The organism is Centipeda artemidis DSM 19719 (genome assembly GCF_000426665.1).
Lineage (GTDB): Bacteria > Bacillota > Negativicutes > Selenomonadales > Selenomonadaceae > Centipeda > Centipeda artemidis.
Map to the genome: position 1 here is coordinate 124,487 of NZ_AUFU01000001.1, position 26,857 is coordinate 151,343.

Below are 26,857 nucleotides of genomic sequence, written 5' to 3' on the forward strand. Positions count from 1 at the left end.
TTGTGATCTTGAAAAAATGCAAGCTGCTTCTTAAACATCCTCTTTTGCCGCAGCAAGATCGCCCTCTGCCCCTTCAAAAGCCATGAGCGATTGATCCACAGGAGAGCCGTCTTCAAACCGAGTGCCGCTTTTCTCTAAAATCCAGCGTCCTTCTTCATCAAGTGTATAGGTGTCTGTCTTTGTATGCACTTTAGGCATGTGTTCCAGCCATGTCTTATAGGCTTCGGAAATATGTCGATCCTTCGCAAAATACAGTCCCCACCCGTGTGCCTGATGTCCCTCACCCATGCCAATCATGCCGAGGTCAAACGAGGTGAATTCATACGGCGAGCCGTGCCATGCGATTTGATTGAATACCTGCTGCGGCAGAGAATGAATCGGATCGAAATTCGCTTTCCCCGTCACAGGGTCGATATAAAAATTCTTGTCTGTATCCTTGACACCGCGCAGCATATCCCTTATAGTTATATGCGAAGGGACTCCGTTGGCCACATTTACACCCTTGGTGGTGCCGTGGTACGGGGTTCCTTTTTTGTGTGTAATTTCAATCTCATAAAGTGATACATTCTGCGGGCTAATGGAGACTGCCCCGTTCATATCCTCTGCTGTAATAATAAGCGTTTTAAGCTGTCCCCCCGCTTTTATGGGGACCATGATGCGATAATTTTTCCGCTCTTGCACTGTGCGTGCGCGCCCCGTGAGTCCCTTTGAGGGCTTAGCTTTTGTGTTCGAAGAAATATCAATGACACGTGCATTTTGAAGGACAGTCGCAAGATTACTGAGCGTCTTATTGCGCGCTTTAACATTTCTAGGATCACCCTGCGATTTACCAAACACGATATGTTTTTGACCGTAGGTATCTGTATTAGCAGGAATCCCAACAAGCGCGCAGAAGTCTGCCGTCGGAATTGGCGCTATTGTGCTAAGAGAGCGAATGTAGGCGAGCACGGCTTTCTTATCCGCTTTCTTGAGTACGTTCGCCATGCTGTCAAAGTCAAGCACAGGAACGTTCTCATTAAGGTTTACACCTTGTGCAACCGCCTGATGCAGATCAGCCTGGTACTTCCCCTCGCTGTCCAGCCCGAAGAACCGCTCGTAATAGTCTTTCGCTGTCAGCTTCTCGCCCGTCTTTTTCGATACGGCATTTGCAAAGATATCCGCATGACGGGCAAAGAGGATCGCATTGAGACGCGCGACGGGTGCCGTCTGCCCGCCGATCGCCGTGAGCTTCTTCGACAGATCCTGGTACACATGGAAAGCCTCGGGGGATAGTCCCTCCGTGAGCTTCATTTCCGCGCTCGTCATTTCCTTCATGTGCGGCTTGATGCGCTCCATCACGGAAAGGTTATCGCGCAGCTTCTCAATCGCAGGAGCGGCTTCTGCCATTGCCTCCGCCGTTTCGGCACTATCGGGGATCCATCCCTCGACCTTCGGCGCAGACGCATCGCCCGTTACCATGGCAACCGCCATATCCTCGAGTTCTGCAACAGTCGGCTTGCGCTTATGTTCCTTGAAGAAATCCCGATACCATAGATCATTTTCGCTGTAACGGATGTATGTATCGTTGCCGACATCATCCTTCACCGTGAGAATTTGACCGCCTTTTCCCATGTCGTCTTTGAGGCGTGCAAGCGCGGGGGCGATGTATTCGTCGAGCTCCGCGCGCATTTCTGCGCGATCTTTTTATAACGTATTTATAAAAAATATATAGAAAGAGCCGCCGCGCAAATATATGCACGCATCGGCTCTTTCTGTGTGTTATATTAATTTTTCTTGTCAGCTCAGCTTAAACGTCTCGACCGCCGACTGAAGCTCAGTCGCCATCTCCGAGAGATGCTTGCTTGCCGAGGCCACTTCGTGGACGGATGCCGTCTGCTCCTCGGTCGCTGCAGAGACGGTCTGCGTCTCGTCCGCAAGGGACGCAGCGACTTCTTCGATGCTGCGGATAGACGCCGTGATCCGCTTGCTCCCCTCATTTGTCGCCTTGATCGCCTCGGCAGAATACGCGATGCGCTCCATGAGCTGCGTGATCTGTGCGACAATCTCCCGGAATGCTTCGCCCGCCTCATGCACCGACTGCACACTGCCGATGGTCATCTCCGTGCCGGTCTGCATGGAAACAACAGCTTCCTGCGTACGTTTTTGAATCTCGGTGATGATGCTCGTGATATTCTCTGTGGCACTGCCCGACTGTTCGGCGAGCTTGCGCACCTCCTCGGCGACGACGGCAAATCCGCGCCCGTGTTCGCCGGCGCGCGCCGCTTCGATAGCGGCATTGAGAGCGAGGAGATTCGTCTGTTCGGCGATCCCGGAAATGGTATCGACGATTTCGCCGATTTGCTTCGACTGCTCACCGAGTGCACGGATGATGCCCTCGGTTTCCTTGACCGTCGTTTCGAGCTTGCCCATATTCCCAACCGCCTGCTCCACCTTGTCCGCACCGTCGGTGGCCGCGTTATGCGCCGACTGCGACGCTTCGGTGATGCTCCGGGAATTGTCCGAAAGAATCGTGAGCTGGCGATCCATGTCCTCAACAACCTCGATTGCCTCCGTGACGGCTTCTTTCTGTTTGACCGTCCCTTCTGCGACCTGCATGATGGAGTCTGCAACGAGGTTCGATGCCTGCGAAGTCTGTTCAGAGTTCTCTGTGAGGTGCTCGGATGCCGTTGCAACGGACTCGGCGCTGTTCTTTGCGCTTCGGAGCACGCCGGACAGGCGTTCCGTCATATGGTTGAATGCCGCCGCCATGCGCCCGAACTCATCGCCCGAATCCACGGTGAGCTTTTCAATCGCAAGGTTGCCGCCTGCGATTTCCTCCGCTGCACTGCCCATGCGAATAAGCGGTGCCGTCGCCTTTCCGGCCATGAAATAGGCAAGCCCGCCCGCTGCCGCAACGAGGATGATCCCCAAAATAATGATTGGAATCGCCGCCTGAATCCCCACCGACAGCACGTAGGACTTCGGCGTTGCTGTCGCAATGACCCACCCCGTCGTATCGTTCCGGTCATAACTCACATAGTAGGTATTCCCGTCTTTGAAGGTGACTTCCGTCGTCCCCGCATTGCCCGCGAGCGCGTCCTTCACAAAGTCGTACCCACTGGAGTCCGTGCGGTCTTCTTCTTTTTCAATCTTGACCTCGGAATCCGCAAGGTCTTTCCCATGACTGTCAATGATAAAGACGCGCGTATGTTCGTCCGATGCCGCCTTCACAAAGTCCGCAATCACGCCGAGGTCATAATCCCGCTGCACCATGCCGACGACCTTTTTCTGTGCGTCAAATACAGGCACGGCAATAACGGAGATAAACCGCCCTGTCGCCTTGCTGACAACGATATCCGAAATACTCTCCTTGCCCGCCATGGCATCCTTGAAATAGGCACGCGTCGCCGTATTTACAGGCTCTTTCCCATCGCTGCGCAGGAGCTGCTGCCCGTTCGTATCGGTGATAAGTGTCTGATTTGCATCCTTAAAGATATCATTCGTACGCTTCAGAGAGCCCTCCATATCCGCCGCATTTTCCACAGGGTTCTCAAGATAGCGAATCGTCTCTCCGCTCCCGGCGAGTGCCTTGATCCCGTTGCGGTTCTCCTCAAACAGCCCCGTGATATTGGAATCGATCACCTTGACACGTTGCTGACTCACTGCTTGCAGCTGCTCAATTCCCCGGCTCACCGTGCTGTAAAAATTGACGCCGATGCTGATGAGCAGCGGCACTGCGCTGATGAGAATAAGAATGACGACCATCTTTGTTTTGACACTTGCATTTTGAAACATCCCCTCAGACTCCTTTCTGACAATCCCCCAATATATTACGCTCTCATTATAACTATTTTTTACTCTGATGTCACGTTTTTTATTGTATATCTAAAATTTTATATTGCAGAATTATTCTACTTTTCTAATATATGTATTTCCTCCTTATGTTTCCATTGATATTACTTATCTGATTAAGTCGTCTAAATTCAATACAGAACAATATTTTATTCCTCTTGGATGTACAATCTAAGTGCAACACAATTTAACAAAGAAAAGGACTCATAACGAAAAAACTCCTGTATAATGGTGTTAGCAAGAAAAACCACAAACGGAGGAGCACCGCTATGAGCCACTACCATCATCTTACCATTCTTGAGCGAGAAAAGCTAGCAATATATCTTGCTCAAGGGCTTAGCCTCACAAAGATTGCGGCAACTCTCAAACGTAACAAGTCAACCATCAGCCGTGAACGCAAGCGCAACAGTGTCAAAGAACAGTACACGCCATGTCTTGCACAGGGGAAATATGCAAAACGTCGCAAGGCATGTAAACCGCATAGAAAGCTAGACGATAAATACCTATCACAGCTCGTGGAGAACAAATTCCTAGACCATCAATGGTCTCCGGAGCAAATCTCTATGCGCCTACGCAGGGAGCGTGGCGTTCCTGTCATTAGCACAGCGACGATCTATCGTGCGATTTACGCAGGTGTATTTGACGCCGCGACAAGGCGCCGATATCCCGGCGTAAACAAAGCGAAACGGAAACTGAGGCATCGTGGAAAACCTCGTCATAACAAAGCAGAGGTAGAACGGCGCGGCAAAATCATCATCAGTAACGACTTAACGGATCGCCCGGCAATCGCAAACAACCGTGGTCGCATTGGCGACTGGGAAGGTGATACGGTTGCAGGAAGGACAGGTGGCGCGTGTCTGCTAACGAAAGCAGATCGAAAGAGCCGGTTCTTAATTGGACGAAAGCTGCCTAAAAAGACGAGTGAGGCAGTAAGGGACGCAACGATTGATGCCTTGAAGGTCTATCCCGTACATACGATTACGCCGGACAGGGGCAAGGAGTTTGCCAAACATAGACAAGTGACTGAGGCACTGCATGTGCCCTACTACTTTCCACCACCACATCAGCCATGGCAGCGCGGAACCAATGAAAATACAAACGGGCTCCTGCGCGAATACTTCCCAAAAGACCGATCACTTGACGAGGTACGTGAGGAGGATGTGCAAAGAGTCGTGCATGAGCTTAACATGCGTCCGCGTAAATGCTTAGGATGGAGAACTCCTTATGAAGTCTTTTTCAATAAAGTGTTGCACTTGACTTGACAATTCACCCTCTAAAATCATTCTCCAAGAGTATAATCGCAAAACAAAACGACATCAATGCAAAGCGCAGCGATGCCGTATGTACTATTTTATTTGAGTCTCAAAGTGTTTTGATGAGCTGTGCGAGTTTATCCGCATGCTGTGCACTGCGCTTTTTCATATCGGCAACCGCCGCCGCATCCGAGCGTGTCGCATAGGAGACATTCCCGGGGTGTAGACGCGTCCGGCATACTCCATGCCGCAGAGTGCACAGGTGGAGACGACCGGCAGGAGGTATTCATCGATCTCGTGCCCGGCAGCTCCCTCCTTGCTGTACATCTCGGCAGGCGTGCCGGTCGTGAGTGATACGACAAGCTTCTTGCCCTTCAATTTATCACCTGTTCGTCCATGTGACCAGCCATGCTTGAACGTCTCTTCCATCCAGCGCTCGAGGAGCGACGGCAGAGAGTACCAAAACACGGGAAACTGGAGCACGACAACGTCCGCTTTCTCAAGCTTTGCCTGTTCGGCGGCGATGTCGATTTTATAGTCCGGATACAATTTGTCAAGATAGTCAAACTCAACCGAAGGGATGAGCTTCGCCAACTCTTCCATGATGGTTTTGTTTGCGACAGAATCGTTCAGATCCGTATGACCGGAGACCACAAGCACATTTTTCATCGGATATTCCTCCCATTCATTCCACTGTGCTCATTGTAGCACGGAAGCGGTAATGCGTCTATACTAGAGTACACTCCGATTTTTCCTGAAAAAATACGCGTGCAGCGCTCCCCTTGATGCAAAAGCGCAGGCTGCCGCAGCAGACGCGCCAACACAGTCTATCGGATGAATTGGAAGATATTCCAGGACTCCTTCCCTGTTTTTTCCTTCATGTAATATGCATAATTGGCAAGTATCGCGAAGAGGAAATTGACTCCGTAGCTGCACGCTTTGATTGCTCTGTGGGAAAACCCGAGCGCATCCAGCACGAGGCCAACCGCAACGAGGGTCAGAACTTGAACAAGTGCGGATCGCCACATGCCCTTGGTAAGAAAGAATATGAATCCGACGAGCATCACCCAGAGATTGATTGTGATGTTCGAGCGTTCAAACAATCCCATGGATTTGAGTGCCAAAGCCCCCTCTTTACTGTAGGGTTTTCCGTAGTTCTCATAGAAAGCAAATCGTTTTGCCCATTTTTCACTATATACTTTGCCAAAGTATTCTCGATCCTGCACGTCCATTACTATAACCTCCTTAAAACAAGAATGTATAAAATAATAAATTCATATCGTACCGCATTCCGGCAAACGCATACGGTACGATATGAACCATTCAAACGGCTTTGTTGGTATTCAGCACTGCGAAAGGGGGTCACAATATCCCATCCGGTATATCTGTATCATGCTTAGAGATAGCGGAGATAGACGTACACACTCGAGACGATGATCGTGAAGATCATAACGGGGAATGCGACCTTCATAAAGCTGAGGAAGGAGATCGGGCGTCCGCGCTGTGCCGCCATGGACGCGACGACGACGTTCGCACTCGCGCCGATGAGCGTGCCGTTGCCGCCGAGGCAGGCGCCAAGCGCGAGCGACCACCACATCGGGGTGAGGTCGCTGAGCCCCATTTGTCCCATATCCTGAATGAGCGGGATGAGCGTTGCGACGAACGGGATGTTGTCGATGAACGCGGAGGCAATCGCGCTCATCCACAGGATGAGCATCGCCGTCGCATCCTCGTTGCCGTTCGTGACCTTGATCGCCTCCGCTGCGAGCATCCGGATGACGCCCGTCTCGACAAGCGCACCGACGAGGATGAAGAGTCCGCCGAAGAAGAAGATCGCCGGCCATTCGATCTTTGAGAGCACCTTGGTGATCATATTCTCGTCTCGCGTCGCCGTGATGAGGAGCAGGAGCCCCGCGCCGAAGAGCGCGACGGTTGCGGACTCAAGACCAAGACTGCCGTGCAGGACGAAGAGCGTGATCGTGAGAGCGATGACGGCAAGGCATTTTCTGAGGAGTGTGTGATCCGTGATCTGCGCGCCCGCGGGGAGACGCATGATCTTTTCCTGGAGCTCCGGCTGTGTGTGCATCCCTTTTTTATAGAGGAAAATCAGGATGATCTGCACGAGCACGAAGATGAGGACGGAGATGAGCGTCAGGTTCGCAACAAAATCCATGAAGTCAAGCCCCACCGCGCTGCCGATCATGATGTTCGGCGGGTCGCCGATGAGCGTCGCCGTGCCGCCGATGTTGGAGGCTAGAATCTGCGATATGAGATACGGCATGACGTCCACCTTGAGCTGTGAGGTGATGCTGAACGTGATAGGGACGGTGAGGAGCACCGTCGTCACGTTGTCGAGCAGCGCGGAGCAGACCATCGTGATCGACGAGAGCACGACGAGCAGCGCAATCGGCTGTGCCTTTACTTTCTGTGCCGCCCATATCGCGAGGAAGTTAAAAAGCCCTGTCTCGCTTGTGATATTGACGATGATCATCATGCCCATGAGCAGTCCGATCGTATTGAAGTCGACGTGATGTACGGCCGTCTCCTGATCCAATATGCCAAAGAGGATCATGAGCATGGCGCCGAAAAGTCCGACAATGGTGCGGTGCACCTTTTCGGAGATGATGAGTGCATACGCGGCGACGAAGATCACGATCGCCACAGTTGTTGCTGTTTCCATCATTACACATCCTTCTTCTCATCAAGAGAAACGCATCACGTCGCCGTGATGATCACTTGGCGTCCGCTGCGCTTGATTTTGAGCTTGTAGTTCGTCACTTGCTCCTGTGCAAGCGTCAGCTTCAGCTCCATGAGCGCGCGGCCAAGTTCTTCCGTCTGCGCGGCGCTGAGCCCCGCACGCGCAAGGTCGGCGGGAGGTTCTTTTGCCGCCGCTCGGCGGGCGCGCTCCTCTGCCTCTTGCTCCCTGCGCAGCAGGGTCTCTTCGAGCGTCTCCTCACCCTCGTGCCCCTGCATCATGGCTGTATCGGACAGACCTTTGGGAATCTTTGCCACGGCAAACCTCCTTATGCCGCCGCGGCGGCATGAACTATTGCCCGTGCGCGGGACTCACTTCACCTTGCTCCACGAGTCCTTCAGCCCGACAATACGGTTGAACACTATATGATCCGGCGTTGTGTCCGGGTCAACGACAAAGTAACCGACGCGCAGGAACTGATAGCTCGTCCCTGCCGCCGTAAGCGCAGCACTCGGCTCGATCTTCGCGTCCGTCAAAATCTCAAGGGAGTGCGGATTGAGCGCTGCGATGAAATCATCGTTCTCCTCTTCCTCGCTCTCCTCCGCACGCAGCAGACTGTCATAGAGACGAACCTCCGCCGTGAGCGCGTGCTGCGCCGAGACCCACTGGATCGTCCCCTTGACCTTCCGATTGGCCGCGGCGCCGCCGCTGCGCGTCTCGGGATCGTAGGTGCAGCGCAGTTCGACGAGATTGCCCGCTGCATCCTTGACGACTTCCTCGCATTTGATGATGTAGGCATGCTTGAGCCGCACCTCGCCGCCCGGTTTCAGGCGGAAGAATTTTTTCGGTGCATCCTCCATGAAGTCCTCGCGGTCGATGTAGAGCTCGCGCCCAAACGGTACATAGCGATGCCCGCCGTGCGTCGGACTGTTCTCCGCCAAAAGGTACTCCGTCTCGCCCGCAGGGTAGTTCGTGAGCACGAGCTTCACGGGGCGCAGCACCGCCATGATGCGCGGCGCGTGCCTGTTCAGCTCGTCGCGAACGGCGTGCTCGAGCATGGCGCTGTCCACTGTGCTGTTGCTCTTGGCAACGCCGATCTCCTCGCAGAACGCACGGATCGCGGCGGGCGGATACCCGCGGCGGCGCATTCCGGAGATGGTCGGCATTCGCGGATCGTCCCAGCCGCGCACATGCCCCTCCTCGACGAGACGACGCAGCTTGCGCTTGCTCGTGATCGCACCCGAGAGGTTCAGCCGCGCGAACTCGATCTGACGCGGGCGCGTGTTGACATCAAACCCCAACGCTTCGAGCAGCCAATCATAGAACGGGCGGTGCTCCTCGAACTCGAGCGTGCAAATCGAGTGCGTGATGCCCTCGATCGCATCCGAGAGCGGATGCGCAAAGTCATACATGGGGTAGATGCACCACGCGTCCCCCGTCCGGTGATGATGCGCATGGGCGATGCGGTAGATGACCGTATCGCGCATGACGAGATTGGGCGATGCCATATCGATCTTTGCACGCAGGACACGCGAACCGTCCGGGAACTCCCCCGCGCGCATCCGCCGGAAGAGGTCTAAGTTTTCCTCGACACTCCGATTGCGGTACGGGCTTTCCTTCCCCGGCTCGGTCAGCGTGCCGCGGTACGCGCGAATCTCATCCGCCGTGAGATCGTCCACATAGGCAAGTCCCTTTTCGATGAGCCGAACGGCATAATCGTAAAGCTGCTCAAAGTAATCCGAGGCATAGAAACGGCGGTCGTCCCACGAGAATCCGAGCCAGCGGATGTCCTCTTGAATGGAGTCCACATACTCGACGTCCTCTTTCGTCGGGTTCGTATCGTCAAAGCGCAGATTGCACAGTCCCCGGTAGTCCTCGGCGATGCCGAAGTTCAGGCAGATGGATTTAGCATGTCCGATGTGCAGATAGCCGTTCGGCTCGGGCGGAAAGCGCGTATGAATGCCCGCCGTATGCTTCCCGCTGCGCAGATCATCGTCGATGATGTTCCGGATAAAATTCGATGTTTTCGCTGCTTCCGCCATTGCTTTGTCCCTCTATCCATATAATTCCATCTTGTCCTCTTCGCCGCAGCGGCGTGCCACATAGGCACGCATCCGCGCGACCCCCTCGGCAATGCCCGCCTGCGGGGGGAGACTCTCGATGAATGCGTCGATATAACCGCGGCTCTTGATGCGCCGCAGCGTCCATACAAAATTGATGTCGTAAATCCACATGAGCCGCACGATCTTGCGGTCGCCGTGCGTCCTGAGCCGATAGTAGTCCGCCTGACGTCCCGCCGCAAAGTCCGCGATAAAGTCCGGACTGACCTCCTGCGCCGCATCCGACGGCACGAATTTCGGCGCTTTGTCCGCCCCGTCGGGTGAGAGGAACGGCAGGAGGACGCGGTAGATGTCGAGTTTGTCCGCGTCGCGGATGAGCTTTGCGAAAAATATTTTTCGCCGATCGTCGCACGCGGGTATTTCCTTCTTATTGTGATATTTGATCGCGAATCGTACGAGTTCGGTATCCGCCGCGCATAGTTCGCTCAAGAGGTCGTGCTCCGCGATCACCTTCAATCCGAGTTCCGCGTGATCCTCCGACTGCGCATCGTTAAATGTTTGATAAACGGCATATTGGCGGAACCGTCCCACATCGTGAAAGAGACCGATGATCTCCGCAAGCGCCGTATCGTGCGGCGTGCATCCGAGGTGCTGCGCAAGGGCGCGCGCATTCGCGGTCACATAGCCGGTGTGAATCTCCTTGAGCCGAATCCCGAGCATCACATCGTCATCGTCCGTGTGATAGGAACGCATATAGGCGTGCATCCACGCGTGCATCTCATGCAGGATTTCGTCCATATTCGTTCCTCCTTTCACATAATCGTTGCAGAGACGCTCAGGATTTTGCAGGAATCTGTGTAATGAGCGCACCCGCAAGCAGGAGCAGACAGCCGCCGACCTGCACGCCGCTCATGACCTCACCGAGGATCAGCCAGCCGGTAACGGCGGCAATCGCCGCTTCGAGCGAGAGAATCACCGCCGCCTGCGCCGGGCGCACATACGCCTGTCCGAGAATCTGACAGGTATAGGCGACGCCGCAGGAGAAGATACCGCCGTAGAGGATCGGCACCGCCGCCCCCGCGATCGCCGCCAGGGTGCATGTCTCGTAGAGAACCGCGAGCACCGTGCTCCCCACGACACAGACGAGGATCTGTACGAGACACAGCTCGATACCGTCCACCGCGCGGGCAAAGCGGTCAATGAGCAGAATCTGCGCCATCCAAAAGAATGCGCTCACAAATACAATCATATCTCCCATATTGAGATCCGACGCGCCGTATGCCGAGAGGAAATACACGCCGAGGAATGCAAGCAGCGCGCCGATCCAGTTGACCGCGCGGATGCGCTGCCCGAGGAGCACCGCGCCGATCGGCACGAGGACGATGTAGAGCGTCGTGATGAACGCGGTCTTTCCCGCCGTGGTATAGAGCAGGGCGACCTGCTGCATTGTGACGCCCACGAACATGGCAAGCCCGACCGGAAGCCCCGCGCGAAAGCCGGAGCGATACGTTCCCGCCCGCCGCATCTGCGTGCGTTTTCCGCGATAGAGGAGCCACAGCAAGGTCAAGCACGCGGCGCCGAGTGTAAACCGCAGCGCCGCATAGGTATAGGGACCAAGCCCCTCCATGCCCACAACCTGCGCCACAAACGTCGTTCCCCAAAACAGCGACGCCGTGAGGAGCATCATTACACCGCGCAGATTCCCCAATTACAGCACCTTGGAGAGGAAGCTGCGTGTGCGCTCTTCCTGCGGATGCTCAAACACCTCGCGCGGCACGCCGGACTCGATGATGCGCCCGTCGTCCACAAAGAGCAGCCGGTCGCCGACTTCGCGGGCAAAGCCCATCTCGTGCGTCACAATGACCATCGTCATGCCCTCCTCGGCGAGCGAGCGCATGACGTCAAGCACCTCGCCGACCATCTCGGGGTCGAGTGCCGAGGTCGGCTCGTCAAAGAGCATGACCTTCGGATGCATCGCAAGCGCGCGTGCAATCGCCACGCGCTGCTGCTGCCCGCCCGAGAGGTTGTCGGGGTAGGCGTCCGCCTTCTCCGCGAGTCCCACGCGCGTGAGGAGAGCGCGCGCCGTCTGCTCCGCCTCGCCGCGCGCCGTGTGCCGCACTTTCAGCGGCGCGAGCATGATATTTTCAAGCACCGTCATATGGGGAAAGAGGTTAAAGCGCTGGAACACCATGCCGACCTCTTCGCGCACCTTGTTGATATTTGCCTCGCTCGAGAGCGTGATGCCGTCAACGATAACCTCGCCCGCCGTCGGCTCTTCGAGATGGTTCATGCAGCGGAGGAGCGTGCTCTTGCCGGAACCGGAGGGGCCGATGATGACGACAACTTCCTTCTCGTCGATCGAGAGGTCAATCCCTTTCAGAACCTCGTCCTTGCCGAACGACTTGCGCAGTCCTTTGATCTCAATCATTGACCCGGTACCTCCGTTCCAAATACGCGACAAGGCGCGAGATTGTGAGCGTCATCGCAAGATAGATGACGGCGACACTCAGCCAAATCTCCATCGAGCCGTATGTTTTGGCGATGATGAGCTGTCCGCGGCGCGTCAGCTCCTCGAACCCAATGACCGAGACGAGGGACGAGTCCTTCAGCATCGCGATGAACTCGTTGCCGAGCGGCGGGATCACGCGTTTGAACGCCTGCGGCACAATGATGTAGCGCATCGTCTGTATCCACGTCATGCCGAGCGAGCGCCCCGCCTCCATCTGCCCTGCGTCCACGGACTGAATGCCCGCACGAAAGATCTCCGCCACATATGCGCCGGAGTTGATGCCGCAGGCGGAGATCGCCGCGATGAAGGGATCGATGCGCTGTCCCGTGATGACGGGGAGTGCAAAGTAAAAGAGGAAGATCTGCACGAGCAGCGGCGTCCCGCGGAAGAACTCCACATAGACCTCCGCGAGCATCCGCAGCGGCTTGAGCTTCGATATGCGCGCCACAGCGACGATGAGACCGACGATGAAGCCGATCGTCGTGGAAAGTACCGTGATCTGTATCGTCACCCCCGCGCCGACCAGCAGCAGCGGGAACGAGTTCACGATCAAATTCATGTCTAAATTCATAAGCACATCCCGATTCAATCATATTTTTGCGTTGTATAAAAACTCAGTTTCTATTATACCCTCTCAGAAAATGAATAGCAACAAGCGTTAATGAAAAATTCGGATAATCCTATATTCCATCTAAAATTATAAAAATCAATTCGGACGATATGATAATAAATCTAAATCGAATAAAAACTAGCATATCATGCATGTTTTCATAAAGATAAAAAACATAAAAAGACCGCCGTATACCAATATCTAATACGGCAGTCTTCCCTTTATGCTTTTGCCCACGCGGTGATACCCGCGATATCTCGCGGAGAGGTGCGGCAGCATCCGCCGATGATGCGCGCCCCCGCCGTACGCCAGCGCCGCGCTCCGGCGGCAAAGTCCTCCGCCGTGCCGTGCCACGATTTATCCGAGACACTATAATCCTCACCCGAGTTTGGATAGACGACGACAGGCTTATCTGTCTCGCGCCGTATCGCACGAATCAAATCCTGGATATACTGCGGTGCCGTGCAGTTCACTCCGACGGCAGCAGCCTCCGACACCCCGGCTAGGAAACGCGCACAGTCCGCAATCGGCGTGCCGTCGGAGATATGCGCGCCGTCACGGCAGGAAAACGAGAACCACGCGGGGATGTGAATCTTCTTTTCGCGCAGCGCACGTACGATCGCCCGCGCTTCCGGGAGACAGGGCAGCGTCTCGCACGCGAGGAGGTCGGGCTGCCCCTCCGCGAGAAGGACGAGCCGATCGGCATGGAACGCCGTGAGCGCATCCTCATCCACGCCGTAGTCGCCGCGGTACTCCGATCCATCGGCAAGATACGCGCCATAGGGTCCGACGGACGCAGCGACGAGCGGCGCCCCGCCGCTTTTTTCACGCCGATCCGACGAACAGGAAGTCTGCTCCTCCCGTGTGGATTCCTCTTGCACATGATATTCGTCTGCGAGAGATTCCAAGCAATATATATCGCGCGCCTCGCGTGCGAGCTCCACGGATCGTACGATGAGCGCGGCTGCTTGTTCCTCCGTAAAGCCTTTTTTCACAAAGCCCTCGACCGTCGCCTGATAGCTCGCGCTCGTCACGATGTCCGCACCCGCGCGCAGATAGTCGAGATGGACGTCCCGCACGAGATCGGGACGCTCAAAGATCGCCTTCGCCGACCACAGCGCGTCGTTCACCGAGAAGCCGCGCGCCTCCAGCTCCGTTGCAAACGCCCCGTCAAGTACAAGGATATTTGACACAGCAAGACGTTCTTCTATGATATTCAACACAGACCTCCCTCACTGCACCAGCGGTTCTTTGCCAAACCACTTGCGGTAGATTTCCGCGTACGTCCCGTTTTCCTTGATCGTCCGCAGTCCTGCATTGAGCTGACCAAGAAGCTCGGTATTCCCCTTCTTGACAGCAATGCCGAGATCCTCTTGATTGATCTGCGCGGGCACTACTTTTGCGATGTCCTTGCCGCGTCCCTGCACATAGTATTCGTCGACAGGCGTATCGTTCACCACCGCGTCAACGCCGCCGTTCTGCAGATCCAGGAATGCGTCGGAAATCGTGCTGTACTCGCGCAGCTGCACCTCAGGAATGGTCGCACCGACCTCTGCTCCCGTCGAACCAATCGTCACGCCGACCTTTTGACCGCGCAGATCCTCAAACGCGTTATAACGCGTCTCATCTGCACGAACGACAATGCTCAGTCCCGCCTTATAATACGAATCGGTGAAATCCACGCTCTTCGCGCGCTCCTCGTTGATGGTCATATCCGATATAGCGATGTCGAGATCACCTGTCTGGAGCGCTGGGATCAGACCGTCAAAATTGAGATTCTTGATCTCGACCTCATGCCCCTGCGCTGCGGCAATCGCACGGATGATGTCGATGTCATAGCCTACATAGGCATGCGTCTTCTCATCCTGAAATCCAAACGGTGCATAGCTCGCATCCGTACCGACGCGCCATTTTCCGCCCTGCTCCGATGCCTCATTTGTACCGCCGCATCCAGCCGCAGCAAAAATGACCGCAGTGCCGAAGAGGAGCGGCACAATGTATTTTGATAATATCACGATAAATCATCTCCATTTCATATATACTAAATATGTTTTACATATATTACATGAAATTATGCACCGTGTCAACAGAAAGAATTTTTTTGTGAATCAATATAACAAAAAGAGCATCCTCGTGTCCGGCACGTTGATGCTCTCTATCGTTTCCTATGCTGTTAAATGAGATTGTGTGCGCGCAGCGCCGCCTCGATCTGCGCCGTATGTGCAGGCTCCGGTTCCGAGAGAGGCATACGGAGCGTGCCCGTATTGTAGCCCAGCATCCGCATCGCGGTTTTGACGGGGATCGGGTTGACCTCGCAGAAAAGCGCGTCGATGAGATCGGCGTATGCGATCTGGAGCCGTGTGGCTTCGGTGACATTGCCGTCAAAGTAATTTTGGCAGATATCGTGCGCAATGCGCGGTGCGACGTTCGATAGGACGGAGATGACGCCCTGTCCCCCGAGCGAGAGAATCGGCACGATCTGATCGTCGTTGCCCGAGTATAGCACGAGGTCGTCCCCCGCCGCCGCACGCAGGCGCAGAATCGCCGAAAGATCGCCGCTTGCCTCCTTCACCCCGACGATGCGCGGGTGTTTCGCAAGCGCGGCATAGGTCTCCGTCTTGATGCACACGCCCGTGCGCGACGGCACATTGTAGAGGATCGCGGGGATGTTCACGCTGTCCGCGATCTTCGTATAATGTGCAATCAGCCCGTTCTGCGTGCATTTATTGTAATACGGCGTCACGAGGAGCAGCGCATCCGCGCCCACACGTTCCGCATACTGCGAGAGCTGCACGGCGTACGTTGTGTCATTCGATCCCGTGCCCGCGATGACGGGGATGCGTCCGCGCGTGTGCTCCACAGCGAACCGAATCGCCTCTTTATGTTCCTCATCCGAAGTCGTTGAGGACTCTCCCGTCGTTCCTGTGATGATGATGGCGTCCGTGCCGCCCGCAATCTGATCGTCAATGATACGCCCGAGTTCCGGATAGTTGATGCCCGTCTCTGTAAACGGCGTGATGATCGCAACACCCGCACCGCGGAAAATAGGCTTCTTCATGGAAAACTCCTCCTCAAAATCATCTGCCGCCATTATCCCACGCCGGGCGTCAAAAGTCAAAAGTTTTCACGGATGTATTCATTAGATATGCAGTGCTGGACGCACCTCGCCAAAGAGCGCCGCGTTCTCCTTGAGCTTCTCTTCGCCGCCGAGCACGCAGCGCACATCGGCGCGCATGGCGTCCTCGATGAGCGGCGCGAGGGCGCGGATATCCGCCTGCGTTGCCGTGAGGATCTCGTCGCGGGCGCGCTGGCGATCCTCCTGCGTGATGCCGCGCAGGTAGAATGTCGCTGCCATATCTCCTTTCATCTGCGGCGTGAGCGGCGCGTCGACGCCGCTCATCGTGCCGATGATGAATTTATCCATCTCGCGGTCGGATGCGTCGAATGCGCGGATATAGTCCGCCGTCTCGTCAAAGATGCGGAAGGTCTCAGCAAGGTTCGGATCGCGATAGGACGCGAGCACCATGAACCCGTTGCGGTTGAACTGCGTCATCGCGCCGTACGCGCCGCCCTGCACACGGATGCGCGTCCAGAAATAATCGTAGCGGAGCAGCGTCTCGAGCACGCGGAGCGCGCCCGTATAGCGATGCCCGAGCTTGATGAAGTTCGCGCCCTTTGCGACGTACTGGACGCGGCTCTGCGTCGTCAGCCCCTCGTTGCGCGCCGCGATCTCCCATGTATAGGACGCCGCGGGGAACTTCTCCTGCGATAGTTTCTCTTGGAATGCCGCGAGCTGCGCCGCGATCTCATCGTATACCGCCGCGGGCGCGGTGATGCCGATCATGAGGTCGTTGCGGTTAAAGATCTGCGGCAGGATATGCGCAAATGCCGCCTGCATCTCGGCGTGGCGCGCGTCGAAATTCTCCTGAAAGGCGGAAAGGAAGTCGTGGAACGGCAGTCCGCCCGTCTCCGCATAGCGCCCCGACGGCATGAGGTACGCCGCGATCCGCGATGCGACGACCTGATTCGCCGCGCGCTGGAGCGAGAGCTCCATGCCCGTCTTGTCCTCGTCGATCAGCTCGCGCACACGCTTTGCACCGGAGTAATCGCTCTCCGTCATCATCTCTGTGAGGAGATCGAGGAGACGCGGCAGGTTTTCACGCAGGACTTTTGCACGCAGCTTGTAGCGCGGCGCAAGTGAGTCCGGTTCCCCCGCGCGCGTATAGGCAACGATGTCCCCGCCGATACCGCCCGTGTAAAGGTTCCTTTGCACCGCAAGGTCGGCATAGCTGCGCCGTGCCGTATCGACCGCGCCGAACATCTCCGCGAGGAGGTATGCGTACGGCAGATCGCTCTGCGCAACAGCCGCCAGTGAAAAGTAGAAATTCAGATAGACGATGCCGCTCGTCTCAATATCGGCATAGAGTATCTTTGTCCCCGCAATATCACGCACCTCGAGCGGCAGCGGCTCCGCGTCGGGGCGAATGTCCGAACGCGAGAGGATGGGGATCGTCGCAAGTGCTTCCGCAGTGTCGGGCGCTTCCTGCGCCGCCTTAAGCGCGGCGCAGTCCTCTATGACGCGGGCGATGTCCGCGGCGGACATCGCCGCTTTTTTTTCTGCGAGGATCTTCTCCTGCGCCGCCTCACGCTCTCTGCCGACCGTTCGGCTTGGCGCGAGCGTCACAAGCGCCTCGTGCGTATTTTCGAGGAAGGCTTCGCGGATCAATTGCTCGAAATAGCCTTTTTCCAGCCCGTCCTTGAGGTCTCTGAGCGCGTCCTCATAGTGCAGATAGGTCTCCGGCGCGCCGTCATAGAGCCACATTTTCATCATGCGGATGCCGTAGATGAGCCCCTTCGGCGAGGTACCGAAATCCGACTCGCGCAGACGGAACTCGATCGTATTGAGCGCGGCGCGGATCAGCGTCCGGTCGAGCCCGCCGTCCGCGAGCTTCGTTAGCGTCTCCTTGATCACGTGCACGAATGCATCCGCACGCGCCGTCTCCGATTTGCTCACCACGATGCTAAAGAACGGTTGGAGGACGTCGCTCTCGTAGTTGGAATCGACATCCCGCCCGAGCCCCGCGTCGATGAGCGCCTGACGCAGCGGCGCGCCCTGCATCCGCAGCAGCGCATGGTCGAGGATCTGGATCGCCATCACGCGCTTCATATCCGCCGTATCGCCGATGACCCAGCTCAGCGAGAGAAACGCGTTCTCCTCGAGTGAATCCTCCGCGCCGACGGGGTAGAAATGCTCCTTTGTCACGCACGCCGGGAACGGCGCCTGCCGCTCGATGCGCGAGAGCACGGGAATCCGATCGAAATACGAGAGATACTCCCTGTCGAGATACGTAAGTTTCTCCTCAATGTCCACATCGCCATAGAGATAGATGTAGCTGTTCGACGGGTGGTAATAGCGCGCGTGGAAGTCGAGGAACATCTCGCGCGTGAGCGAGGGAATCGCGTCCGGATCGCCGCCCGACTCGCATCCGTACGTCGTATCCGGGTAGAGCGCCGCCATGATGCGGCTGCCGAGCAGATCATCCGGCGCCGAGAGCGCGCCCTTCATCTCGTTGTAGACAACGCCGCTGTAACGGAGCGGCGCACCCGCATCGTCCAGTTCGTAATGCCAGCCCTCCTGCATGAGCACCTGCGGATTCTCACGCATCGCGGGGTAAAATACCGCGTCGAGATAGACGTCCATCAGATTTTGGAAATCGCGCGCATTGCGGCTCGCCACAGGGTACATCGTCTTGTCCGGGAACGTCATCGCGTTCAGGAACGTATTGAGCGAGCCCTTCACCAGCTCCACAAACGGCTCTTTGAGCGGATACTTGCGCGACCCACAGAGCACCGAGTGCTCAATGATATGCGCGACGCCCGTATCGTCCGTCGGCGGCGTGCGGAAGCTGATCGAAAAGACCTTGTTGTCGTCCGGCGTCTCTAAGAAAAAGAGACGCGCCCCCGTCTTTTCATGGACAAACGTATATCCCGTCCCGTTTGTTTCCTTTATCTGCGACACGCCGATCAGGCGAAATCCATGTACGATGTCATCTATCTTCATATATCTTCCTCCTTCGTAATCTCTGCCATTATATCACAGGGAGGCTGATTCTCAAAATGTGTTGAAGAGGAGACATATTTTCTCAAAAAAGGAGCTGCACAGTTAGGTCAAGGGGTTCTTTCAACCTAACCGCACAGCTCCTTTATACGTGAGCCCTATTTATGGAGACCATTGCCCTGCCCTACAGTGGCGGAAACGCTTTCTCAGGGTACATCTCCTGCGCCGCCGCGTCATAGCGCCCGATGCCAAGGAACACACTGCCGCTGTAGACGCGGTAGAGCCCCTCATTGAGAGGGACGTTCCGATCGGTCGTGGAGAGCCCGCTGTAGAACGCCTTGACGCGCGTAGGGGCGAGCTCATAGCGCGGGATATGCCAAAGGACTTCGTCGGGCGCGCGCAGTGCCTCCCCACACACCTCCGCAAGTTCTTCGAGCGTATAGGCGTCGCTTAAATAGAATTCTCCGACACGCGTGCGCAGGAGAAACCGCAGGAGTGCGGGCAGTCCGAGCTTTGCGCCGATGTCCATGCAAAGGGAGCGGATATATGTCCCCTTGGAGCAGTCAACATCAAAGAGAATACTATGCCGTGCGGGATTGTACGCAAGAAGCGCAACGCCGTAAATCTCTACACGCCGCACGGGAACCTCGATCTCCGTCCCCCGGCGCGCGAGGTCATAAGCGCGCATTCCGCCGATCTTAATCGCGGAATGCACGGGCGGACGCTGAGCTATTTTGCCGATGAAGTCTACGAGCGTTTTGATGACGACGTCCTCCGGCGGAAAGGAAAATGCCGGCAGTGATTCGGTCACCGTGCCGTAGACGTCGCCCGTATCGGTCGCGCATCCGAAAGACAGCTCGGCGCGATAGGATTTGTCCGCGATCTCCATATACTCGATGAGACGCGCCGCGCGTCCAAGCGCGACGGGGAGCACTCCCGCCGCCGCTGGATCCAGTGTGCCGGCGTGTCCCACGCGTTTTTGCTTAAAAATACGCCGCACGACATCAATGACATCGTGCGACGACATTCCCGGCGGTTTCAATACGTTGATGAATCCGTCCATATTATTCGCTTAGTGCCCTCCCGATGGCGGCGAGGATCATGCTGCGCGCCTCGTCAAACGGTGCGTGCAGGGTACAGCCCGCTGCACGGATATGCCCGCCGCCGTCAAATTCCTGCGCGATGCGCGAGACGTTGACGCCCTTGGAGCGCATACTGACGCGGTAGGTATCGTGTTCGAGCCACTTCATGAAGAATACGATCTGCGTACCCTCAATGACGCGGAGCTTATCGAGCAGTCCCTCGGTCGTTTTGACCTCTTTCGCACGCTCCTCATCGATGAATACGGCGGCGACTTTGCCGTCATAGAACATCTCGAGGTTTCGGATCGCGCGCACCTGCGCCATGACCTCATCGTAGGATTTCACCTCCATGGCAACGGAGATGATGTTCGGCTTCACGCCGATCTCGATGAGATCCGCCGCCGTGCGCATCGTGTGCGGCGTTGTGTTGGAGAACCGGAAAAATCCCGTGTCCGTTGCGATCCCCGTGTAGAGACAGGTCGCCATATCGAGTGAGCATGTGCCGCCCATCTCGCGGATGATCTCGCACATGATCTCGCAGGTCGCGGCGCGGCTCGGATCGAGGTAAAGGTACTCGGCTTCCTCGTCGTTCGTGACATGATGGTCGATGTTGAGCACGCGTAGTGCATCGACGGACGGGACAACCGCCCCTGTGCGCCGCAGTTCGACATCGCAGACAACGAGAAGGTCGGCTGTATAGCGTTGTCCTTCTTCGGGGCGCTCGATCGTATCGAGCCCCGGCAGTACGCGGAACGTGCGTGGGAGCTCGTCGTCGATGAGAACGCGCGCCTCCTTGCCGAGGCTGCGGAGGAAATGCATCAGTCCGAGCGTCGATCCGATGGAGTCGCCGTCAGGACGGATGTGTGAAGTCAAAATGACGGTCTGTGCATCGTGCAGGAGACGCGCCGTATCGGTCAGATTGATTTTCATAGGGTCTCCTCCCGCGCCCCTGCAGGTTTTTCCTCATGAAGGGTGTTCAGTATGCGCTGGATATGATCGCTGTAGTTCAGCGAGGTGTCGAGCGCAAAGCTGATCTCAGGGGTAAAGCGCAGTCGGATGCGTCTGCCGATCTCGCGTCGGACATATCCGAGCGCGCGATTCAGCCCTGCAAGACTCTCCTGCACGCCCTTTTCATCCCCCATGACGCTGACATAGATCTTCGCCTCGCGGAGATCCTCGGTACAGGCGACGGATGTGACGGTCACAAAGCCGATGCGCGGATCCTTCAGATCATGGAGAATGATGTCGCTGATCTCCTGTTTCATTAACTCTTGGACTTTTTCAACGCGAACCTTAGACAAGCCGTCACGCTCCTTTCTTACTCCTCGGGCGCAGCCTCCGCTTGTGCCGCGGCTGCAGCTGCCGCCTGTGCCTCGCGCTTTTCCTCGGCTGCTTTATTCGCCTCGGCGATGGAGGTTTCGATCTCCTCCATCGTATAGGCTTCGATGATGTCGCCCTCGGCGAAATCCTTGTAATCGACGATGGAAATGCCGCATTCGTAGCCCGCGGCGACTTCCTTCACCTCGTCCTTGAACCGACGCAGGGAGTCGATCTCTCCGTCGAACAGCTCCACGTTGTCACGCAGGATGCGGATCTTCGAATTGTTGTGAATCTTGCCCTCGAGGACGTACGAGCCCGCGACGAGCGCCTTGGAGAATCGCATAACCTGACGAATCTCAACGCGTCCCTGAATAACCTCTTTGTATTTCGGCTTGAGCATGCCGCTCATCGCATCCTTGACGTCGTTCAGTGCGTCGTAAATGACGCGGTAGGTACGGATGTCGACGTTCTCGGTGTCCGCGAGACGGCGCGCATTCGCATCCGGCCTGACGTTGAACGCGATGACGATCGCGCCCGACGCCGCTGCGAGCATGATGTCGGACTCGCTGACCGCACCGACGCCCGAATGGACGATGTTGACGCGTACTTCGTCGTTCTTATTGAGTCCGAGCAGTGCGTTGTTCAGTGCTTCGACAGAGCCCTGCACATCCGCCTTGACAACGATGTTGAGATCCTTGATGTCGCCCTGCTGGATCTGCTGGAAGAGAGCGTCGAGCGAGACGCTCTTGGACTTGATGAGATCACGGCGCTGGTTGCCGAGACGTGCCTCGGCGATGGAGCGCGCCTGTTTTTCATCGACGGCGGCGAGGATGTCGCCCGCCGACGGGACGTCGTTCAGTCCCAAAATCTCAACCGGCATGGAGGGTCCTGCCTTCTTGACGTTATCCCCGCGGTCGTTGATCATCGCGCGCACATGTCCGTATGCTGTGCCGACGACGATGGAGTCGCCGATGCGCAGGGTGCCGCTCTGCACGAGGACGGTCGCAACGGAGCCGCGTCCCTTGTCGAGTTTTGCCTCGATGATGACGCCGCGCGCTTCGCGGTTCGGATTTGCCTTCAACTCCTCCACCTCGGCGACGAGCAGGATGTTCTCGAGGAGTTCGTCAATGCCCATGCGCTGTTTTGCAGATACCGGCACCATGATGGTCTCGCCGCCATATTCCTCGGCGACCAGTCCGTACTCCATGAGTTCCTGCTTGACGCGCTCGGGGTTCGCGCCGGGCTTATCAATTTTGTTGATGGCGATGATGATGGGGACGTTCGCCGATTTTGCATGATCAATCGCCTCGACAGTCTGCGGCATAACGCCGTCGTCTGCCGCGACGACGAGAATCGCCACGTCCGTGATCTGTGCGCCGCGCGCACGCATCGCCGTGAACGCCTCATGTCCGGGGGTATCGAGGAATACGATCTTCTTGCCCTGACAGATCACCTGATAGGCACCGATGTGCTGTGTGATGCCGCCCGCCTCGTGCGTGCTGACGGAGGTGTTGCGGATCGCGTCGAGCAGCGAGGTCTTGCCGTGGTCGACGTGTCCCATGACGGTGACGACGGGCGGACGCTCTTTGAGCGTCTTCGGATCGTCGACGATCTCGGGGATCAGCGTCGGATCGACATCCGGCGGCAGCTCCTCGGTCGTGACGCCGAACTCGGCGGCAACAAGGGTTGCCGTGTCGAAATCGATCTCCTGATTGATGCTCGCCATGACGCCCATGAGGAGCAGTTTCTTGATGATGTCGGACGCGGTGTAGCTCATCTTGGATGCGAGATCCTTGACGGCGATCGTCTCGGGCAACTTGATGTGCTTCGGACGGGCGATCTCGACCTTTGGCGCAGGTGTAGGCGCAGTGCGCCCCTTACGCTGTTTGCGCGCGCCGCTGCGCCCTGCACGCGGCAGATCCGTCCGCTCCTCGCGGTCACGCCGCTGTCCGCCGCGGCTGCCGCGGCTGCGGTCTCCGCCGCCCGTGTTCTCGCCGCCGCGTCCGCTGCGGCGACGACCGGTCTCGCGTCCTTCTGCGGGAGGCGGTGCCGCCATCGCAGCAGGTGCGCTTGGACGCCCCGCACCGGCGCGCCCTGCAGGACGTCCGCTGCTGCTGTGTCCGCCCGCATTTCCGCCGGCGGACGAGGAGCGTGCAGGGCGAGCGCTTCCTGCATTCGACGCTCCGGAACTCTCACTGCGCGTCTTAGCAGGCGCCTGACGTACGATTACAATGCCGGGTGCCTTTGTTCGGGCACGCAGTACCTGCTTCTCTGGCGCGGGTATCTCTGCCCTTCCTGCCGAGGCTGCCGACTCACCATCCTTCTGTGCCGGTGCTGCAGGTCGTACGTCCTTCTTTGCGAGGCGCTCTTGCTGCGGAGCGGGGGCTTTGCTCTGCATGGACTCCCTGCGTACGGGCTTTGCCGTCCGCCCAAGCTCCGCCTTGACGGCGGCGCGTTCTTCCTCACCGACAGCACTGAACATGTTCTTCACTTTGTAGTTCTTGCTCTTCAGAATATCAATAATGGTATTTTTGTCCGTCTTGAATTCTTTCGCCAAATCGGTGATTCTGTATTTCGATTCTGACATCAATCCACCCCCGTCGGTATTTCATGCAGATAGGCGTCCAGCCGCTCCGCAAATCCTCTATCTATCAATACGGCGACCGCGCGGTACTCTTTTCCGAGGCACCGTCCCAGCCGCTCTGCTCTTAATAACTCCACATATGGAACATTCCGTCGTTCCGCCATATTCGTAAATTTGCGCTTTGTTTCTTCCGAGGCATCCGCCGCGAGCAAGAGGTATGTCCCTCGCCCTTTTTCAAGTGTCTCCTCCGCCACGAACGCACCCGAGACGATGCGGCGCGCGCGCGCCGCCATACTCAGTAAATTCTCGACACGGTTCTCAGTCTGTGCATTCATCATCTAGCCCTCCGTACGCGCCCGCAGGGCTTCCGAGAGTGCATCGTAGACAGCGGCCGCAACCCGCCCCTTGAACGACCACGCGAGGCCGTTGTGTTTCCGCGCTGCCAGCAGACACTCTTCACGCGGACAGAGATACGCGCCGCGCCCGGGGCTCTTTCCCGTCGCGTCGATGGAAACATCCCCCGACGGAGCACGCACAATGCGGATGAGTTCGCCCTTGGGATGCTTCTCCCGACAGCCGACGCACAGCCGCTCGGGCTGTTTCGCCGGCTCCAATTAGGCCTCCCCCGCTGCAGGTTCCTCTGCAGCGTCCACTTCGACGACGAGCTCTGCCGCAGGGGGCTCTGCTTCCTGTGCTGCCTGGGACTCGCTCTTGATATCGATTTTCCATCCTGTGAGCTTAGCCGCCAATCGGGCATTCTGCCCTTCCTTGCCAATGGCAAGCGAGAGCTGATAATCCGGCACGACAACGCGGGAGATTTTCTCTGTCTCGCTCACGGCGACCGAGATCACTTTTGCGGGGTTCAGCGAGTTCGCGATGTAGGTCGCGGGATCTTCACTCCATTTCACAATGTCGATCTTTTCGCCCGCCAACTCGTCTACCACCGCCTGTACACGCATGAAATGCGGACCGACGCACGCGCCGATGGGATCGACACGCTCCTCTGTAGAGTGGACAGCAACCTTGGAGCGGCTGCCTGCCTCACGCGCAATCGCCTTGATCTCGACGATGCCCTCCTGCATCTCGGGCACCTGGAGCTCAAACAGCTTTTTGAGGAGTCCCGGGTGCGTACGCGAGAGCATGATCTGCGGGCCGCGGGGCGAGCGTTTGACCTCAATGATGTACGCACGAATGGCATCGCCATAATTGTATGTCTCGCCGGGTATCTGTTCTGTCGGCATCAGCACTGCCTCTGCTTTTCCGATATCGACGTACACGCTGCGCCCCTCAATGCGCTGAACAATTCCCGTCACGATATCGGCGGAGCGGTTCATATACGCTTCGTAGACAATGCCGCGCTCCGCCTCGCGCAGACGCTGCATGACCACCTGTTTCGCGGTCTGCGCTGCAATGCGCCCAAAGTTTGCAGGAGTCATCTCGATCTCGACCACATCGCCGACCTGATAGTCCGGATTGATGGCATGCGCCTGTGCAAGAGAGATGTCTGTGACGCCGCTCTCGGCTTCCTCGACCACCGTCTTGATGGCAAAGACGTGGAATGCGCCCGTCTCGCGTGAAAGCGCGATGCGTACGTTCTGCGCCGATCCAAAGTTGCGCCGATAGGCTGAAATCAGCGCCGCCTCGATGGTCTCAAAAAGGAGTTCCTCGTCAATCCCCTTCTCGTACGCAAGTTCCTTTAGTGTTTGAAGGAACTCCTTTCCGGCATTCGTCTCCTTTGTGATCTTTCTTGCCAAAGCCCAAATCCTCCCTAAAAGTCGATATGCAGACGCACCTGAGATACCTGCTCCATCGGGATGCGCACATCGTCGTCCAGTATCAATACATTTCCGTCATAGCCGGTGAGCGCACCCGTCAAGTTCTTTTTACCGTCAAGGGGCGCATAAAGCGCCACATCGACACGCTTGCCGTGTTCTCGTTCAAAGTCGCGCGCCTTGCGCAGCACACGATCAAGCCCGGGTGAGGAAACTTCGAGGATATAAGCATCGGCAATGAAGTCCTCACGGTCAAGGATCTCCTCCAGTCGCTCGCTGAGCGTCCGGCAGTCCTCGATGTCGATACCGCCCTCTTTGTCGATGTAGACGCGGAGATACCAATCGCGTTCACGTACATATTCGACGTCTACGAGTTCCAATTCCGGCTGTACCGGCAGGAGATCCTGTACGATCTCCTCGACGCGCTCCTCGATCTTCGCGCTCATCGTTTCCCTCTCTATCCTAACCGCATCACAGAGGGAAGCACGACGCAAAGCGCCCTGCTTCCTTTTTACATGAATGAAAGAGTGGGCTTTCACCCACTCTTTCCACGTCTTAAATGAATTTCCTAGAGTATATCATATGATATAGGCTTTGTAAAGCCCTATATCACGCAAACTCGCCTGTGGCTTCACCAAATATTTTCGTCCGGATCGCCAGGCTGAATTTTCTACCTTCCGTATAAATGCCGCGTCAGCCACGCAAGCACACGCCCTCTCCCAACGAGACTGACGATTGCCCCGAGAATACAGACACCGACAATCACCATAGCAATCGCGGGCAGTGCGACAAAAATGATGAAAGCAAGCAGCGCGGCAAGGACAAGCCCCCAAATAATGGAGGAAAGGAGCGACGGCTGCGGCGGCGCTCCGCCGATACGGACATAACGCACGGAACTTCGCTGCGCGCGCTCATATGCCCCGCCCGAAGACCGGTATGCTTCTGCCTGCGGCGACTCCGCATCGGCCGCCGTACCATCCTCATCAACCGTAACGCCACGATACGCAGCATTCTCCGCCTCACTCATTGGACGTACGCGCGAATCCTGATCTTCCATAAAAGGTTCTCCTCCCTTGATATTTT

At 56.8% G+C, this 26,857-nt stretch carries 25 protein-coding genes; 1 reads left to right on the top strand and 24 read right to left on the bottom strand.

Annotated features, from left to right (window positions below):
- Positions 1-30 precede the first annotated feature (30 nt).
- Together K341_RS11520 and K341_RS0100615 are read right to left on the bottom strand one after the other, a co-directional pair.
- Positions 31-1,668, bottom strand: a complete 1,638-nt coding sequence (locus tag K341_RS11520; RefSeq protein ID WP_248676851.1) for a hypothetical protein — start codon at positions 1,666-1,668, stop codon at positions 31-33.
- Between the two features lie 108 nt (positions 1,669-1,776).
- A complete protein-coding gene (locus K341_RS0100615) occupies positions 1,777-3,774 on the bottom strand; it encodes a HAMP domain-containing methyl-accepting chemotaxis protein (RefSeq protein ID WP_026761511.1) in 1,998 nt (665 codons plus the stop codon).
- Between the two features lie 326 nt (positions 3,775-4,100).
- Here K341_RS0100615 and K341_RS0100620 point away from each other — a divergent pair, with 326 nt between their 5' ends.
- Positions 4,101-5,093 (top strand): IS30 family transposase, encoded by a 993-nt coding sequence (locus K341_RS0100620; RefSeq protein ID WP_026761512.1) that lies wholly within the window; start codon positions 4,101-4,103, stop codon positions 5,091-5,093.
- 156 nt (positions 5,094-5,249) lie between these two features.
- Here the strand turns inward: K341_RS0100620 and K341_RS11525 are convergent, their stop codons facing one another.
- From K341_RS11525 to K341_RS0100730, 22 genes are all read right to left on the bottom strand, one after another.
- Positions 5,250-5,753: an NAD(P)H-dependent oxidoreductase gene (locus K341_RS11525; RefSeq protein WP_248676852.1), complete on the bottom strand. Its 504-nt coding sequence runs from the start codon at positions 5,751-5,753 to the stop codon at positions 5,250-5,252.
- A gap of 158 nt (positions 5,754-5,911) precedes the next feature.
- Positions 5,912-6,316, bottom strand: a complete 405-nt coding sequence (locus tag K341_RS0100630) for a DUF2628 domain-containing protein (RefSeq protein ID WP_009438105.1) — start codon at positions 6,314-6,316, stop codon at positions 5,912-5,914.
- A gap of 164 nt (positions 6,317-6,480) precedes the next feature.
- The gene (locus tag K341_RS0100635; protein ID WP_009438039.1) at positions 6,481-7,767 is read right to left on the bottom strand and encodes an ArsB/NhaD family transporter; all 1,287 of its coding nucleotides are present in this window, start codon (positions 7,765-7,767) and stop codon (positions 6,481-6,483) included.
- 32 nt (positions 7,768-7,799) lie between these two features.
- Positions 7,800-8,096: a hypothetical protein gene (locus K341_RS0100640; protein WP_026761513.1), complete on the bottom strand. Its 297-nt coding sequence runs from the start codon at positions 8,094-8,096 to the stop codon at positions 7,800-7,802.
- 54 nt (positions 8,097-8,150) lie between these two features.
- Entirely contained in the window at positions 8,151-9,821 is a 1,671-nt protein-coding gene (locus tag K341_RS0100645) for a glutamine--tRNA ligase/YqeY domain fusion protein (protein WP_026761514.1), read from the bottom strand.
- Positions 9,822-9,833: 12 nt separating this feature from the next.
- Positions 9,834-10,637, bottom strand: a complete 804-nt coding sequence (locus K341_RS0100650; RefSeq protein ID WP_026761515.1) for an HD domain-containing protein — start codon at positions 10,635-10,637, stop codon at positions 9,834-9,836.
- A 37-nt stretch (positions 10,638-10,674) separates the two neighbouring features.
- Positions 10,675-11,526, bottom strand: a complete 852-nt coding sequence (locus K341_RS0100655; protein ID WP_037349277.1) for a DMT family transporter — start codon at positions 11,524-11,526, stop codon at positions 10,675-10,677.
- A 21-nt stretch (positions 11,527-11,547) separates the two neighbouring features.
- On the bottom strand, positions 11,548-12,267 hold the full coding sequence (locus K341_RS0100660; RefSeq protein ID WP_026761517.1) for an amino acid ABC transporter ATP-binding protein: 720 nt from the start codon (positions 12,265-12,267) through the stop codon (positions 11,548-11,550).
- Positions 12,260-12,919, bottom strand: coding sequence for an amino acid ABC transporter permease (locus K341_RS0100665; RefSeq protein WP_009438070.1), 660 nt, complete (start codon positions 12,917-12,919; stop codon positions 12,260-12,262). Before K341_RS0100665 ends, K341_RS0100660 begins: the two co-directional genes overlap by 8 nt.
- A gap of 260 nt (positions 12,920-13,179) precedes the next feature.
- Positions 13,180-14,178: a homocysteine S-methyltransferase gene (gene mmuM / locus K341_RS0100670; protein ID WP_026761518.1), complete on the bottom strand. Its 999-nt coding sequence runs from the start codon at positions 14,176-14,178 to the stop codon at positions 13,180-13,182.
- A 12-nt stretch (positions 14,179-14,190) separates the two neighbouring features.
- Entirely contained in the window at positions 14,191-14,973 is a 783-nt protein-coding gene (locus K341_RS0100675; RefSeq protein WP_026761519.1) for a basic amino acid ABC transporter substrate-binding protein, read from the bottom strand.
- Between the two features lie 158 nt (positions 14,974-15,131).
- The gene (gene dapA / locus K341_RS0100680) at positions 15,132-16,016 is read right to left on the bottom strand and encodes a 4-hydroxy-tetrahydrodipicolinate synthase (protein WP_026761520.1); all 885 of its coding nucleotides are present in this window, start codon (positions 16,014-16,016) and stop codon (positions 15,132-15,134) included.
- Positions 16,017-16,097: 81 nt separating this feature from the next.
- Positions 16,098-19,019 (bottom strand): insulinase family protein, encoded by a 2,922-nt coding sequence (locus K341_RS0100685; protein WP_009349928.1) that lies wholly within the window; start codon positions 19,017-19,019, stop codon positions 16,098-16,100.
- Between the two features lie 181 nt (positions 19,020-19,200).
- Positions 19,201-20,079 carry a tRNA pseudouridine(55) synthase TruB gene (truB, locus tag K341_RS0100690; protein WP_009349927.1) on the bottom strand — a complete coding sequence of 293 codons (879 nt, stop codon included), beginning with the start codon at positions 20,077-20,079 and terminating at the stop codon, positions 19,201-19,203.
- Position 20,080: 1 nt separating this feature from the next.
- Positions 20,081-21,028: a DHH family phosphoesterase gene (locus tag K341_RS0100695; protein WP_026761521.1), complete on the bottom strand. Its 948-nt coding sequence runs from the start codon at positions 21,026-21,028 to the stop codon at positions 20,081-20,083.
- Positions 21,025-21,399, bottom strand: a complete 375-nt coding sequence (rbfA, locus tag K341_RS0100700; RefSeq protein ID WP_009437999.1) for a 30S ribosome-binding factor RbfA — start codon at positions 21,397-21,399, stop codon at positions 21,025-21,027. Before rbfA ends, K341_RS0100695 begins: the two co-directional genes overlap by 4 nt.
- A gap of 17 nt (positions 21,400-21,416) precedes the next feature.
- Entirely contained in the window at positions 21,417-24,005 is a 2,589-nt protein-coding gene (gene infB / locus K341_RS0100705; protein WP_026761522.1) for a translation initiation factor IF-2, read from the bottom strand.
- Positions 24,005-24,337: a L7Ae/L30e/S12e/Gadd45 family ribosomal protein gene (locus K341_RS0100710; RefSeq protein ID WP_026761523.1), complete on the bottom strand. Its 333-nt coding sequence runs from the start codon at positions 24,335-24,337 to the stop codon at positions 24,005-24,007. The genes infB and K341_RS0100710 overlap by 1 nt, the downstream gene beginning before the upstream one ends.
- Before the next feature lie 3 nt (positions 24,338-24,340).
- Complete coding sequence (gene rnpM / locus K341_RS0100715) at positions 24,341-24,616, bottom strand: RNase P modulator RnpM (RefSeq protein ID WP_009349922.1); 276 nt, start codon at positions 24,614-24,616, stop codon at positions 24,341-24,343.
- The gene (gene nusA, locus K341_RS0100720) at positions 24,617-25,756 is read right to left on the bottom strand and encodes a transcription termination factor NusA (protein ID WP_026761524.1); all 1,140 of its coding nucleotides are present in this window, start codon (positions 25,754-25,756) and stop codon (positions 24,617-24,619) included. It lies immediately after the preceding gene.
- A gap of 14 nt (positions 25,757-25,770) precedes the next feature.
- Positions 25,771-26,220 carry a ribosome maturation factor RimP gene (locus tag K341_RS0100725; protein ID WP_026761525.1) on the bottom strand — a complete coding sequence of 150 codons (450 nt, stop codon included), beginning with the start codon at positions 26,218-26,220 and terminating at the stop codon, positions 25,771-25,773.
- Between the two features lie 224 nt (positions 26,221-26,444).
- Positions 26,445-26,831 carry a hypothetical protein gene (locus K341_RS0100730; RefSeq protein WP_009658065.1) on the bottom strand — a complete coding sequence of 129 codons (387 nt, stop codon included), beginning with the start codon at positions 26,829-26,831 and terminating at the stop codon, positions 26,445-26,447.
- Positions 26,832-26,857: the final 26 nt, after the last annotated feature.